We start from the raw sequence: 15,246 nt of genomic DNA on the forward strand, positions 1-15,246 counted from the left end.
CATCAATGCTTCAGTTTGGTTTTTTTAACGGCAACGTTAACATCCAACGCTCTTTAACAATCTGGACAAGAAGTAATAAAGAAAAACGAATTCAATCAAGTTGAATTAGTATTCAAAGTAGCAAGCAGTCCTACGTACAATCTGGATAAACATTCGGGTTGTATGGTTAAGTGACTAAGCGTGCACGGTGGATGCCTAGGCAATTGGAGGCGATGAAGGACGTGTTAATCTGCGATAAGCTATGACGAGTCGATAAAAGACGCTTAAGTTATAGATTTCCGAATGGGGCAACCCACTCTTTTTAGAGTATCTTGCACTGAATACATAGGTGTAAGAGGCAAACCGGGAGAACTGAAACATCTAAGTACCCCGAGGAACAGAAATCAACCGAGATTCCCCAAGTAGCGGCGAGCGAACGGGGAACAGCCGATGAATGATAAATTAGTAGAATGCACTGGAAAGTGCAGCCATAGAAGGTGATAGCCCTGTATATGAAGATTTATCATTCACGCATTAAGTAGGTCGGGACACGTGATATCTTGACTGAAGACGGGGGGACCATCCTCCAAGGCTAAATACTCCCAATTGACCGATAGTGAACCAGTACCGTGAGGGAAAGGCGAAAAGAACCCCTGTGAGGGGAGTGAAATAGAACCTGAAACCGTGTACGTACAAGCAGTGGGAGCAGACTTGTTCTGTGACTGCGTACCTTTTGTATAATGGGTCAGCGACTTATATTTAGTAGCAAGGTTAACCGAATAGGGGAGCCGTAGCGAAAGCGAGTGTTAACTGCGCGTAGAGTTGCTAGGTATAGACCCGAAACCCGGCGATCTATCCATGGGCAGGTTGAAGATTGAGTAACATCAATTGGAGGACCGAACCCACTAACGTTGAAAAGTTAGGGGATGACCTGTGGATCGGAGTGAAAGGCTAATCAAGCCGGGAGATAGCTGGTTCTCCCCGAAAGCTATTTAGGTAGCGCCTCGGACGAATACCTCAGGGGGTAGAGCACTGTTAAGGCTAGGGGGTCATCCCGACTTACCAACCCTTTGCAAACTCCGAATACCTGAGAGTAATATCCGGGAGACACACGGTGGGTGCTAACGTCCATCGTGAAGAGGGCAACAACCCAGACCGCCAGCTAAGGTCCCCAATGCTTATTAAGTGGGAAACGATGTGGGAAGGCTTAGACAGCTAGGAGGTTGGCTTAGAAGCAGCCACCCTTTAAAGAAAGCGTAATAGCTCACTAGTCGAGTCGGCCTGCGCGGAAGATGTAACGGGGCTAAATAAGCAACCGAAGCTGCGGATTTGAACTTAGGTTCAAGTGGTAGGGGAGCGTTCTGTAAGTGGTTGAAGGCAAAGCTGTAAGGCATGCTGGACATATCAGAAGTGCGAATGCTGACATGAGTAACGATAAAGGGGGTGAAAAACCCCCTCGCCGAAAGACCAAGGTTTCCTGTCCCATGCTAATCAGGGCAGGGTAAGTCGGCCCCTAAGGTGAGGGCGAAAGCCGTAATCGATGGGAAACGGGTTAATATTCCCGTACTTTTAATGACTGCGACGGAGAGACGGAGCAGGCTAAACTAGCATGGCGTTGGTAGTCCATGTGAAAGTGTGTAGGTTGGAGATTTAGGTAAATCCGGATTTCCTTAAGACTGAGACACGAGACGAGCCCCCAAGGGGGTGAAGTAGTTGATGCCATACTTCCAGGAAAATCTTCTAAGCTTCAGGTCATTAAGAACCGTACCCCAAACCGACACAGGTGGTCAGGTAGAGAATACTAAGGCGCTTGAGAGAACTCGGGTGAAGGAACTAGGCAAAATAGTACCGTAACTTCGGGAGAAGGTACGCCACGTTATTGTGAAGGGCTTTACGCCTGGAGCGAGAGGTGGTCGAAGTAACCAGGTGGCTGGAACTGTTTATTAAAAACACAGTACTGTGCTAAATCGAGAGATGACGTATACGGTATGACACCTGCCCGGTGCCGGAAGGTTAATTGATGGGGTTAGACTTAGGTCGAAGCTCTTGATCGAAGCCCCGGTAAACGGCGGCCGTAACTATAACGGTCCTAAGGTAGCGAAATTCCTTGTCGGGTAAGTTCCGACCTGCACGAATGGTGTAATCATGGCCACGCTGTCTCCACCCGAGACTCAGTGAAATTGAAATCGCAGTGAAGATGCTGTGTACCCGCGGCTAGACGGAAAGACCCCGTGAACCTTTACTACAGCTTGGCAGTGAACATTGAACCTACATGTGTAGGATAGGTGGGAGGCTTTGAAGCATCGTCGCTAGATGGTGTGGAGCCGACCTTGAAATACCACCCTTGTATGTTTGATGTTCTAACGTTGTTCCCTAATCGGGAATGCGGACATTGCCTGGTGGGTAGTTTGACTGGGGCGGTCTCCTCCCAAAGCGTAACGGAGGAGCACGAAGGTTGGCTAAGTACGGTCGGACATCGTACGGTTAGTGTAATGGCATAAGCCAGCTTAACTGCGAGACAGACACGTCGAGCAGATACGAAAGTAGGTCATAGTGATCCGGTGGTTCTGAATGGAAGGGCCATCGCTCAACGGATAAAAGGTACTCCGGGGATAACAGGCTGATACCGCCCAAGAGTTCATATCGACGGCGGTGTTTGGCACCTCGATGTCGGCTCATCACATCCTGGGGCTGAAGTCGGTCCCAAGGGTATGGCTGTTCGCCATTTAAAGTGGTACGCGAGCTGGGTTTAGAACGTCGTGAGACAGTTCGGTCCCTATCTGCCGTGGGCGTTTGAGAATTGAGGGGGGCTTCTCCTAGTACGAGAGGACCGGAGTGGACGAACCACTGGTGTTCGGGTTGTTCTGCCAAGAGCATTGCCCGGTAGCTAAGTTCGGAATCGATAACCGCTGAAAGCATCTAAGCGGGAAGCGAGCCCCAAGATGAGTTCTCACTGAGCTATAAGCTCCAGTAGGGCCCTTGTAGACTACAAGGTTGATAGGTTGGGTGTGTAAGTGCTGTGAGGCATTGAGCTAACCAATACTAATGACCCGTGAGGCTTAACCATACAACGCCGAATGTTTATTAACATGACGTGAAGTGTGACTGCGCGAATGAATAAACAAACTTGATTGACTCTTTATTATGTATTGTCCTGATTGGTTAATTGACTGAAAAGTGAATTAACAAACCGACTTATGCCTGGCGGCCAAAGCATTGTGGCACCACCTGATTCCATTTCGAACTCAGAAGTGAAACACAATAGCGGCGATGGTAGTGTGGGAGTTCCCATGTGAGAGTAGCACACTGCCAGGCTCTTTATTTTATCCTTTAGGATAAGGTCTAAACAACGCATTTATGCAGTTTAGACATGCAGTACATCCTGTACATAAATAACTTTTTTGACAGGTTATTTTAAATAGATAACTATTTAAAATAAGTTGTTGACTTATTGAAATATAAGCGTATTATACGCGCCTCGTTACAGCAGATTGCTGCTTTAACGACTGTTCTTTAAAAATTAGGTAACCTTATTTATCTGTGTGAGCACTGGCATAGATTTGATGAATGAACAATTTATCAATTTATTCAGGCTCACATGAAAATGTGATTTTGAGTTAATTGAGCAAGATTTAAAAACTTTTTTGAAGAGTTTGATCATGGCTCAGATTGAACGCTGGCGGCAGGCCTAACACATGCAAGTCGAGCGGAAACGATGAGAGCTTGCTCTCAGGCGTCGAGCGGCGGACGGGTGAGTAATGCTTGGGTATCTGCCTCGTTGTGGGGGATAACCATTGGAAACGATGGCTAATACCGCATAATACCTACGGGTTAAAGGGGGCCTTTATGGCTCCTGCGACGAGATGAACCCAAGTGAGATTAGCTAGTTGGTGGGGTAATGGCCTACCAAGGCGACGATCTCTAGCTGGTTTGAGAGGATGATCAGCCACACTGGGACTGAGACACGGCCCAGACTCCTACGGGAGGCAGCAGTGGGGAATATTGCACAATGGGGGAAACCCTGATGCAGCCATGCCGCGTGTGTGAAGAAGGCTTTCGGGTTGTAAAGCACTTTCAGTCAGGAGGAAAGGTAAGTTGTTAATACCAACTTACTGTGACGTTACTGACAGAAGAAGCACCGGCTAACTCCGTGCCAGCAGCCGCGGTAATACGGAGGGTGCAAGCGTTAATCGGAATTACTGGGCGTAAAGCGCACGTAGGTGGCGTGATAAGCTGGGTGTGAAAAACCGGGGCTCAACCTCGGCCGTGCATTCAGAACTGTCATGCTAGAGTAAGGGAGAGGGGGGTAGAATTTCAGGTGTAGCGGTGAAATGCGTAGAGATCTGAAGGAATACCGGTGGCGAAGGCGGCCCCCTGGCCCATTACTGACACTGAGGTGCGAAAGCGTGGGTAGCGAACAGGATTAGATACCCTGGTAGTCCACGCCGTAAACGATGTCTACTTGCTGTTTGTGGATTTAATCCGTGAGTAGCGAAGCTAACGCGATAAGTAGACCGCCTGGGGAGTACGGCCGCAAGGCTAAAACTCAAATGAATTGACGGGGGCCCGCACAAGCGGTGGAGCATGTGGTTTAATTCGATGCAACGCGAAGAACCTTACCATCCCTTGACATCCACGAGAGCTAGAAGAGATTTTAGTGTGCCTTCGGGAATCGTGAGACAGGTGCTGCATGGCTGTCGTCAGCTCGTGTTGTGAAATGTTGGGTTAAGTCCCGCAACGAGCGCAACCCTTATCCTTAGTTACCAGCGATTCGGTCGGGAACTCTAAGGAGACTGCCGGTGATAAACCGGAGGAAGGTGGGGACGACGTCAAGTCATCATGGCCCTTACGGGATGGGCTACACACGTGCTACAATGGACAGTACAGAGGGCAGCTAACTAGCGATAGTGTGCGAATCCCTTAAAGCTGTTCGTAGTCCGGATTGGAGTCTGCAACTCGACTCCATGAAGTCGGAATCGCTAGTAATCGCAGATCAGAATGCTGCGGTGAATACGTTCCCGGGCCTTGTACACACCGCCCGTCACACCATGGGAGTGGGCTGCAAAAGAAGTAGGTAGCTTAACATTGGGCGCTTACCACTTTGTGGTTCATGACTGGGGTGAAGTCGTAACAAGGTAGCCCTAGGGGAACCTGGGGCTGGATCACCTCCTTACAAAAATTCATTAAACATGCACAGTGTTCACACAGATAAATAACTGGTTACTGAAAGAAAGACTTCGTAAGGTCAACAGACCGAATGATGAAAGTCATAAGATAGGTCTGTAGCTCAGCTAGTTAGCACCCCAATCCCTTGTAAAGCGGTGAGGTCGGTTTGCCGACAAGTTGAAGTGAAAGATTAAGTATAGGTCTGTAGCTCAGCTGGTTAGAGCGCACCCCTGATAAGGGTGAGGTCGGCAGTTCAAGTCTGCCCAGACCTACCAATAACGTAGGACGTTGATAAGTTAGAGCGCACCCCGCTCTTGATATTAGCGGTGAGTCGGCTTGGTTATTTCAAGTCTGCCCAGACCTACCAAATTCACATTACTTCTGCGTTATTTTAATACTCGTTTAGCAGGCTAAACGTTCGCATTAAAATGCCTTGAATTAAAGTGAATTACATTTACGAAAAAAGACTGCAAAAATGGGGCTATAGCTCAGCTGGGAGAGCGCCTGCCTTGCACGCAGGAGGTCAGCAGTTCGATCCTGCTTAGCTCCACCACTTTTGCATTATTATATAAAACGAAGTCAGGTACACAGAAACCAAACAAAATAGTTAACGCTAATTATTTTGTTTGGTTTTTTTAACCACGCTCTTTAACAATCTGGACAAGAAGTAATAAAGAAAAACGAATTCAATCAAGTTGAATTAGTATTCAAAGTAGCAAGCAGTCCTACGTACAATCTGGATAAACATTCGGGTTGTATGGTTAAGTGACTAAGCGTGCACGGTGGATGCCTAGGCAATTGGAGGCGATGAAGGACGTGTTAATCTGCGATAAGCTATGACGAGTCGATAAAAGACGCTTAAGTTATAGATTTCCGAATGGGGCAACCCACTCTTTTTAGAGTATCTTGCACTGAATACATAGGTGTAAGAGGCAAACCGGGAGAACTGAAACATCTAAGTACCCCGAGGAACAGAAATCAACCGAGATTCCCCAAGTAGCGGCGAGCGAACGGGGAACAGCCGATGAATGATAAATTAGTAGAATGCACTGGAAAGTGCAGCCATAGAAGGTGATAGCCCTGTATATGAAGATTTATCATTCACGCATTAAGTAGGTCGGGACACGTGATATCTTGACTGAAGACGGGGGGACCATCCTCCAAGGCTAAATACTCCCAATTGACCGATAGTGAACCAGTACCGTGAGGGAAAGGCGAAAAGAACCCCTGTGAGGGGAGTGAAATAGAACCTGAAACCGTGTACGTACAAGCAGTGGGAGCAGACTTGTTCTGTGACTGCGTACCTTTTGTATAATGGGTCAGCGACTTATATTTAGTAGCAAGGTTAACCGAATAGGGGAGCCGTAGCGAAAGCGAGTGTTAACTGCGCGTAGAGTTGCTAGGTATAGACCCGAAACCCGGCGATCTATCCATGGGCAGGTTGAAGATTGAGTAACATCAATTGGAGGACCGAACCCACTAACGTTGAAAAGTTAGGGGATGACCTGTGGATCGGAGTGAAAGGCTAATCAAGCCGGGAGATAGCTGGTTCTCCCCGAAAGCTATTTAGGTAGCGCCTCGGACGAATACCTCAGGGGGTAGAGCACTGTTAAGGCTAGGGGGTCATCCCGACTTACCAACCCTTTGCAAACTCCGAATACCTGAGAGTAATATCCGGGAGACACACGGTGGGTGCTAACGTCCATCGTGAAGAGGGCAACAACCCAGACCGCCAGCTAAGGTCCCCAATGCTTATTAAGTGGGAAACGATGTGGGAAGGCTTAGACAGCTAGGAGGTTGGCTTAGAAGCAGCCACCCTTTAAAGAAAGCGTAATAGCTCACTAGTCGAGTCGGCCTGCGCGGAAGATGTAACGGGGCTAAATAAGCAACCGAAGCTGCGGATTTGAACTTAGGTTCAAGTGGTAGGGGAGCGTTCTGTAAGTGGTTGAAGGCAAAGCTGTAAGGCATGCTGGACATATCAGAAGTGCGAATGCTGACATGAGTAACGATAAAGGGGGTGAAAAACCCCCTCGCCGAAAGACCAAGGTTTCCTGTCCCATGCTAATCAGGGCAGGGTAAGTCGGCCCCTAAGGTGAGGGCGAAAGCCGTAATCGATGGGAAACGGGTTAATATTCCCGTACTTTTAATGACTGCGACGGAGAGACGGAGCAGGCTAAACTAGCATGGCGTTGGTAGTCCATGTGAAAGTGTGTAGGTTGGAGATTTAGGTAAATCCGGATTTCCTTAAGACTGAGACACGAGACGAGCCCCCAAGGGGGTGAAGTAGTTGATGCCATACTTCCAGGAAAATCTTCTAAGCTTCAGGTCATTAAGAACCGTACCCCAAACCGACACAGGTGGTCAGGTAGAGAATACTAAGGCGCTTGAGAGAACTCGGGTGAAGGAACTAGGCAAAATAGTACCGTAACTTCGGGAGAAGGTACGCCACGTTATTGTGAAGGGCTTTACGCCTGGAGCGAGAGGTGGTCGAAGTAACCAGGTGGCTGGAACTGTTTATTAAAAACACAGTACTGTGCTAAATCGAGAGATGACGTATACGGTATGACACCTGCCCGGTGCCGGAAGGTTAATTGATGGGGTTAGACTTAGGTCGAAGCTCTTGATCGAAGCCCCGGTAAACGGCGGCCGTAACTATAACGGTCCTAAGGTAGCGAAATTCCTTGTCGGGTAAGTTCCGACCTGCACGAATGGTGTAATCATGGCCACGCTGTCTCCACCCGAGACTCAGTGAAATTGAAATCGCAGTGAAGATGCTGTGTACCCGCGGCTAGACGGAAAGACCCCGTGAACCTTTACTACAGCTTGGCAGTGAACATTGAACCTACATGTGTAGGATAGGTGGGAGGCTTTGAAGCATCGTCGCTAGATGGTGTGGAGCCGACCTTGAAATACCACCCTTGTATGTTTGATGTTCTAACGTTGTTCCCTAATCGGGAATGCGGACATTGCCTGGTGGGTAGTTTGACTGGGGCGGTCTCCTCCCAAAGCGTAACGGAGGAGCACGAAGGTTGGCTAAGTACGGTCGGACATCGTACGGTTAGTGTAATGGCATAAGCCAGCTTAACTGCGAGACAGACACGTCGAGCAGATACGAAAGTAGGTCATAGTGATCCGGTGGTTCTGAATGGAAGGGCCATCGCTCAACGGATAAAAGGTACTCCGGGGATAACAGGCTGATACCGCCCAAGAGTTCATATCGACGGCGGTGTTTGGCACCTCGATGTCGGCTCATCACATCCTGGGGCTGAAGTCGGTCCCAAGGGTATGGCTGTTCGCCATTTAAAGTGGTACGCGAGCTGGGTTTAGAACGTCGTGAGACAGTTCGGTCCCTATCTGCCGTGGGCGTTTGAGAATTGAGGGGGGCTTCTCCTAGTACGAGAGGACCGGAGTGGACGAACCACTGGTGTTCGGGTTGTTCTGCCAAGAGCATTGCCCGGTAGCTAAGTTCGGAATCGATAACCGCTGAAAGCATCTAAGCGGGAAGCGAGCCCCAAGATGAGTTCTCACTGAGCTATAAGCTCCAGTAGGGCCCTTGTAGACTACAAGGTTGATAGGTTGGGTGTGTAAGTGCTGTGAGGCATTGAGCTAACCAATACTAATGACCCGTGAGGCTTAACCATACAACGCCGAATGTTTATTAACATGACGTGAAGTGTGACTGCGCGAATGAATAAACAAACTTGATTGACTCTTTATTATGTATTGTCCTGATTGGTTAATTGACTGAAAAGTGAATTAACAAACCGACTTATGCCTGGCGGCCAAAGCATTGTGGCACCACCTGATTCCATTTCGAACTCAGAAGTGAAACACAATAGCGGCGATGGTAGTGTGGGAGTTCCCATGTGAGAGTAGCACACTGCCAGGCTCTTTATTTTATCCTTTAGGATAAGGTCTAAACAACGCATCCATGCAGTTTAGACATGCAGTACATCCTGTACATAAGAATTTGATGTGAAAGCATCGCAAGATTCAGCCCGATTCGAAAGAGTCGGGCTTTTTTCGTTTTAACCCCTGTGTTTTCTAAATCTATTATATTTATGCACTTAATTGGAGCGCTTTAAACTGTTAATTTCATAGGTTTAAAGCGCTTAAATTTTAATGCTATATGCTTTTGGTTAAATTGTTATGGGGCCACCAATTTCCATACTTTGCCTGTTTCCCCGTTAGGGCCTACATTTTCAGAAGTTAGTAGTAACACATCTCCTTTGGCTGTCTCTACAAAACCCAAAATTTTACTTTTGAATGAATTAAGTTTAATTTCAGCAAATTCATTTTTTCCTTTAAGTACAAATAACCTGCCACGTTGGAGCGAGTGACTCATCCATTCTGCAAAAATAAATTGATTATTTAATGCTTTAATAGGACCGTGATACACGTGCCCAGCTATAATTGAAATTCCTTCGTTTCGGTCGTATTCGATATTAGGCTCAGTTAAACCATCTGGTAATTTAGCTTGATCAGAAGGGTATACAAAGCCACCTGAGTCGCCATTCATATCAAAGGCGAAACTACCTTCTTTTAGTGGCCAGCCTAGGTTTTCACCACCTTTGACCAGTGTTAGCTCTTCAACACTATTCTGTCCCACATCTGCGATATAGTAAGTACCTGAGCTATAACTGATACGATAGGGATTGCGTACACCGTAGATAAATATTTCTGGGATAAAACCGTTTTTATTAATAAAAGGGTTATCTTTTGGTATGCCATAGTTTTGATTTCGGCCATCAGTGGCCAAAGGGTCGATACGTAACACAGAACCTAATGGGTGGCTGGGATCTTGAGCGTTGCCCCCCTCTACGTGACCTGGACCTTGATCGTCTGCACGCCCTCCATCACCCAACGAGAGTAGAAGCATTTTTTGAACATCAAAAATTAAAGTGCCTCCGTTATGATTAAATTGAGGTTGGGCAATACGCAAAATTTCGCGAGGAGACTCGGTATTTATTTTTATGCCGGCCGTTTTATCTTTTTGCGTTTGCCATTCTTGCACTACAGCATGATGATTAGGTTTGCTGCCATCTTTTAACTCAAAATCGGCAGAGCCTTTGTTTGGCTGCGAACTATAAGTATACATTAAACCATTTTTGGCAAAGTCGGGGTGAAACGCTAAACCGAGTAAACCACGCTCGTCAAACTCATTGCGCATGCTCACCAAAAGATCTGACATATCAGCAACCATACTGAGTTTTTGGTTGTTTAAATTAAGACTATAAATTTTGCCAATTTGGTCCAAAATAAAAACGAAATCTTTTACACCTGGTGCATAAGTACCTGTTACTGGCGAGGTTAGGCCAGTTGCAATTGACTCGACACCAACCTGAATTGAACTGGATGGAATACTTTCTTTAATGGGATCTGATAACTTTAATTCTGAGTTGGCGAATGTGAGCAGGGGAATAGATAACAGTAGGCCGGTCGCGAGCGGTTTAAACATAATATATCCTTAAATTAGTATTTGCTTTTTTGAGCAAAAATTGTATACAAAAAGCTTAACTTTGTTTGTCTTTATCTGCAATGTTTTTACATATTAAGCTGTAGGTGCGAGCTATTCCTATCTATAAAGTAGATTTTGTTACTGTTTGTACCTATTTCGCTAAAAGGAGAATTTTTTGGCATAGGTGTCGTATTTTTTACTAAGCTTAACGAGTTAAAATTAAAAAGGGTTAGGTGAATGAAAAAAGAAACCTATTTAAAAGAGCTACACAATTTACAAATAGAATTGGTTAAATGGCATTATTGGGTTAAAGAAGAAGGTCTAAAAGTAGTTATTTTGTTTGAAGGGCGAGATGCTGCGGGAAAAGGAGGTGTTATTAAAGCCATTACTGACCAGCTTAACCCACGTCAAGTTAAATCTGTTGCTCTAGGTAAACCCACAGAACGAGAAAAATCTCAGTGGTATTTTCAGCGTTACGTTACGCATTTACCCAGCGCAGGAGAAATTACCATCTTTGATCGCAGTTGGTATAACAGAGCCGGTGTAGAAAAAGTAATGGGGTTTTGCACTCAACAAGAATATCAAAGCTTTTTAAAATCTTGCCCATTATTTGAAAACATGTTGATTGATTCAGGTATTATTTTGCTTAAATATTGGCTCTCGGTATCGCCAGAAGAGCAAGAAAAACGCTTTAGAAAACGGCTAACCGATCCCAGAAAGCGCTGGAAGTTTAGTGAGATGGATTTAGAAGGCCGCCAGCGTTGGTTCGATTATACCCAAGCTAAGCTGGCGATGATAGAAGCGAGCACGACTAAATTGTATAAAACATATTTTATCGCAATTTGAATACAGTAAAGTGAGCTTTCCACAAATTGAATTACCTGAAGTCGCCATTACCGGCTATGAAATAGAACCCCCGCCACACATTAAAATTCCTCAATATTACAAATAGAAACGGCAATAACTGAAGTCGTTTTGTCTTCTTTTGAGCACTTTAATCTGGCTTGAAATTATATATCAAGCTCTTCTGATCTTAATGGAAATCGATTTATTTTCTATCAGGTATAAGATTTTCTTAATTCGAGTGGATGCTTGACGTTTAATATTTCGGTCATAGTAATGGACTTATTTTGTCATATTCGCTTTTTAGTATCTGACTAGCAAGGAATAAAAATAAATGTCGTTTCCTTAACGCTCTGAGTTTAATCACAGGAACAAATCATGAAAATCAATAATATCTCAAAGGCAGTAGGCTTGGCTTTTAGCCTCTCTGCTTACTGTTACGCAGGTGTTTTGCCTGATAACCAAGTGCAGAGCAGTTGGTATCAGGAAGCCCAAACAAAATTGTCCGACAAAGTTTCTATGACGGATGCACAAAAAATATCCAAAGCTAAAAATGTCATTCTATTTGTCGGTGACGGTATGGGTGTTTCTACCCTGACAGCAGCGCGCATTTTAGAAGGTCAACGTAATGGTAACCTAGGTGAAGAAGGTTATCTTAGTTTTGAAACTTTCCCTTATAGCGCTCAGGTTAAAACCTATAATGTTGATGCGCAAACACCAGATTCCGCCGGCACAATGACAGCAATGGCATCCGGTGTTAAAACCGATGTAGGTGTTATTGGGGTTGATGAAGACGTTGAGTACGGCGATTGTTCCACCGTTGCAGGTAACGAACTGATTACCACAACAGAGTTAGCTGAGATTAAAGGGCTAGCGACGGGGATCGTTTCAACTGCCCGCATTACACATGCTACGCCAGCCGCAACTTATGCTAAATCAGCGAATCGCAACTGGGAAGATATCTCAGATATGCCTCAAGATGCTGTAGATGGTGGCTGTGAAGATATAGCTTCTCAGCTTGTTAATTTTGAAAAAAATCTGGAAGCACGATTTCCAGGGATTGATGTTGATGGGATTGATGTTGTGATGGGCGGAGGACGCCGCCACTTTTTACCAAAAGATGCCAGTTATAACTCAAATGATGCGGTTAGCAGCGTCGAAGGTGACCGTACTGATGGTATTGATTTAACATCTGACTGGAAAACTATTTATCCGCAAGGGCTGTACGTAACCGATCAGAATGGATTTGATAGCATACCTGGCGATGCTAGCAAGGTGTTGGCACTATTTAACGAATCACATATGCAATACGAAGCCGATCGAAGCAATGATGTGGCGAGTGAACCTTCACTATCACAAATGACAGAAAAAGCTATCGACTTATTAAAACAAAATGATAAAGGTTTTTTCTTAACAGTTGAGTCTGGCCGAATTGACCATGCACACCATGCAGGTAACGCTTACAACGCTTTGAACGATACAATTGAATTTGCTAAAGCTGTGCAAGCGGCTTACGACAACACTAATCCCAACGAAACCTTAATTCTGGTGACTGCTGACCATAGTCATGTTTTCACTATCGCAGGTTATCCAAAACGAGGCAATCCTATCTTAGGTAAAGTTATACCTGTTCGGTCAACCGAGCCAAGTTTGGCTGCTGACAACATGCCTTATACCACTTTGGGTTATAACAATGGTTTAGGTTATCGCGATCTAGGTGATGAAACGAATGCAGATGCAGCTTACAGCGATTCAGCCATGGCGGGTCGTTTTGATTTAACCGCAGTTGATACAACACAACCGGGTTTCCACCAGGAAACAACCGTACCATTGGGCTCAGAAACTCATGCGGGTGAAGACATTTCATTGCATGCAACGGGACCAGGCGCGCATTTGGTGCAAGGGGTTGTAGAACAAAATCTGATCTTCCACGTTGTGGATCAGGCTTTAGGATTAACTGAAGAATAATGGCGAATACTATGAAAACTTTAAAATTACTTCCACTGGCAATCGCTACAGCGTTAGCGGGTTGCACGTTGGATTTCAGCACAGATTCTGATGACAATACGATCTCGCAGGTTAATCAAATTTCAGTTGGCTCAGAGCAATGTATTAATGGTGGAACTGAAAAATTAACCGGAACTGATCATAACGATAATGACATCTTAGATGACAATGAAATCGAAAATAGCGAATTAAATTGTAACGATCCGGCTAGCTCATTAACACAAAGTCAAATGGCTAATTTGGTAGATAACGACTGGTTTAAAGCGGCTAAAACACAAATGAGCACAGCCCAAAACAATGCTCAGTCTGCGATTAATGAAGCTGGAAAAGCTAAAAATATTATATTGTTTGTTGGCGATGGTATGGGTATCTCAACGGTGACGGCAGCGCGTATTTTAGCAGGTCAAATGGATGGCAAACTAGGTGAAGAGCATAACTTGAGCTTTGATACCTTGCCGTATTCAGGTTTTGTTAAAACCTATAACGTGGATGCGCAAACGCCAGATTCAGCCGGTACTATGACAGCTATGATTTCTGGAGTTAAAACAGATGTGGGTGTTATTGGCATTGACGAAACGGTGGAATACGGTAATTGCAGCACAACTCAGGGACATGAATTGATCACCGCTATTGAATTGGCCGAGATTGCTGGCAAATCGACGGGTATTTTATCGACAGCCCGAATTACCCATGCGACACCCGCGGCTACCTATGCGAAATCAGCAAATCGTAACTGGGAAGATATCTCTGATATGCCACAAGATGCGATTGATGGTGGTTGTGAAGATATTGCATCTCAGTTGGTTAATTTTGAAGCAAATTTAGAAGCCCGATTTACAGGCTTAGATGTAGACGGTTTAGAGGTTGTGATGGGCGGAGGACGCCGTCACTTTTTGCCAAAAGACGCCAGCAGTAATTCTGCGGATGCGGTTAGCTCAGTTGAAGGTGATCGAACCGACAGTAGAGATCTAACCCAAGAGTGGAAAACAAAGTATCCAAATGGTGAGTACATTATTGACCAGTCAGGTTTTGATGGTTTAGATACGGCAACTGCAGAGCGTGTATTTGCATTATTTAATGAATCTCATATGCAGTACGAAGCAGATCGCGGCAATGATATTGTCGGTGAACCTTCATTATCAGAGATGACGGAAAAAGCCATTGATATCTTAGATAACAATGACAAAGGATTTTTGTTAACGGTTGAGTCAGGCCGTATTGACCATGCGCATCATGCTGGTAATGCTTATAACGCATTAAATGACACGGTTGAATTTGCTAAAGCCGTTAAAGTAGCAATGGAAAATACCGATCCTTCAGAAACCTTAATTATCGTAACTGCGGATCATAGCCATGTATTTACAATTGCTGGCTATCCTAAACGCGGTAATCCTATTTTGGGTAAAGTTATTCCTGTTGGTAGCGACGAGCCCTCGTTAGCTGCAGATAATATGCCTTACACCACTGTTGGTTACACTAATGGTTTAGGTTTTAAAGATCTTGCAGACGAAACCGATGCCGATGCAATTTATGGCAATGATCCGGTAACAGGTCGAGTTGACTTGGCTGCTGTTGACACCACAAAACCCGGTTTTCATCAAGAAGCCGTAGTCCCATTAGGTTCTGAAACCCATGCGGGTGAAGATGTTGGGGTTTACGCTTCAGGGCCAGGTGCGCACTTATTAGCAGGTACTAATGAGCAAAGCTTAATTTTCCATGTAATGGATTTTGCAGGTAACTTAGTTACGCAAGCGGATGCTGTAATGGCGGATTAATTAGTCGATTGTTTGATC

Annotated in this window: 4 protein-coding genes, 2 tRNA genes and 5 rRNA genes; 10 read left to right on the top strand and 1 reads right to left on the bottom strand. The window is 45.3% G+C overall.

Annotated elements, in window-relative coordinates; all coding sequences use genetic code 11:
* Nucleotides 1-164: 164 nt before the first annotated feature.
* The 7 genes from OLW01_RS00350 to rrf (OLW01_RS00380) all read left to right on the top strand — a co-directional run bounded on the left by OLW01_RS00350 (nt 165) and on the right by rrf (OLW01_RS00380) (nt 9,034).
* Nucleotides 165-3,046 (top strand): 23S ribosomal RNA (locus tag OLW01_RS00350).
* A 133-nt stretch (nt 3,047-3,179) separates the two neighbouring features.
* Nucleotides 3,180-3,294 (top strand): 5S ribosomal RNA (gene rrf / locus OLW01_RS00355).
* Nucleotides 3,295-3,620: 326 nt separating this feature from the next.
* Nucleotides 3,621-5,152: ribosomal RNA gene (locus OLW01_RS00360) — 16S ribosomal RNA — on the top strand.
* A gap of 191 nt (nt 5,153-5,343) precedes the next feature.
* Nucleotides 5,344-5,420: transfer RNA gene (locus tag OLW01_RS00365), tRNA-Ile, on the top strand.
* A gap of 202 nt (nt 5,421-5,622) precedes the next feature.
* Nucleotides 5,623-5,698: transfer RNA gene (locus OLW01_RS00370), tRNA-Ala, on the top strand.
* 206 nt (nt 5,699-5,904) lie between these two features.
* Nucleotides 5,905-8,786 (top strand): 23S ribosomal RNA (locus tag OLW01_RS00375).
* A gap of 133 nt (nt 8,787-8,919) precedes the next feature.
* Nucleotides 8,920-9,034, top strand: a 5S ribosomal RNA gene (gene rrf, locus OLW01_RS00380).
* Together the 16S, 23S and 5S rRNA genes with 2 tRNA genes alongside form the textbook arrangement of a ribosomal RNA operon.
* A 258-nt stretch (nt 9,035-9,292) precedes the next feature.
* On the opposite strand, the gene OLW01_RS00385 is transcribed toward rrf (OLW01_RS00380), so the two are convergent.
* On the bottom strand, nt 9,293-10,603 hold the full coding sequence (locus tag OLW01_RS00385; RefSeq protein WP_268074609.1) for a PQQ-dependent sugar dehydrogenase: 1,311 nt from the start codon (nt 10,601-10,603) through the stop codon (nt 9,293-9,295).
* Between the two features lie 237 nt (nt 10,604-10,840).
* Here OLW01_RS00385 and ppk2 point away from each other — a divergent pair, with 237 nt between their 5' ends.
* The 3 genes from ppk2 to OLW01_RS00400 all read left to right on the top strand — a co-directional run bounded on the left by ppk2 (nt 10,841) and on the right by OLW01_RS00400 (nt 15,228).
* Entirely contained in the window at nt 10,841-11,449 is a 609-nt protein-coding gene (gene ppk2 / locus OLW01_RS00390) for a polyphosphate kinase 2 (RefSeq protein WP_268074610.1), read from the top strand.
* Between the two features lie 375 nt (nt 11,450-11,824).
* The gene (locus OLW01_RS00395; protein WP_268074611.1) at nt 11,825-13,414 is read left to right on the top strand and encodes an alkaline phosphatase family protein; all 1,590 of its coding nucleotides are present in this window, start codon (nt 11,825-11,827) and stop codon (nt 13,412-13,414) included.
* 11 nt (nt 13,415-13,425) lie between these two features.
* A complete protein-coding gene (locus OLW01_RS00400; protein WP_268074612.1) occupies nt 13,426-15,228 on the top strand; it encodes an alkaline phosphatase in 1,803 nt (600 codons plus the stop codon).
* The last annotated feature ends 18 nt before the right edge of the window (nt 15,229-15,246 follow it).

Source organism: Catenovulum adriaticum, from assembly GCF_026725475.1.
GTDB lineage: Bacteria > Pseudomonadota > Gammaproteobacteria > Enterobacterales > Alteromonadaceae > Catenovulum > Catenovulum adriaticum.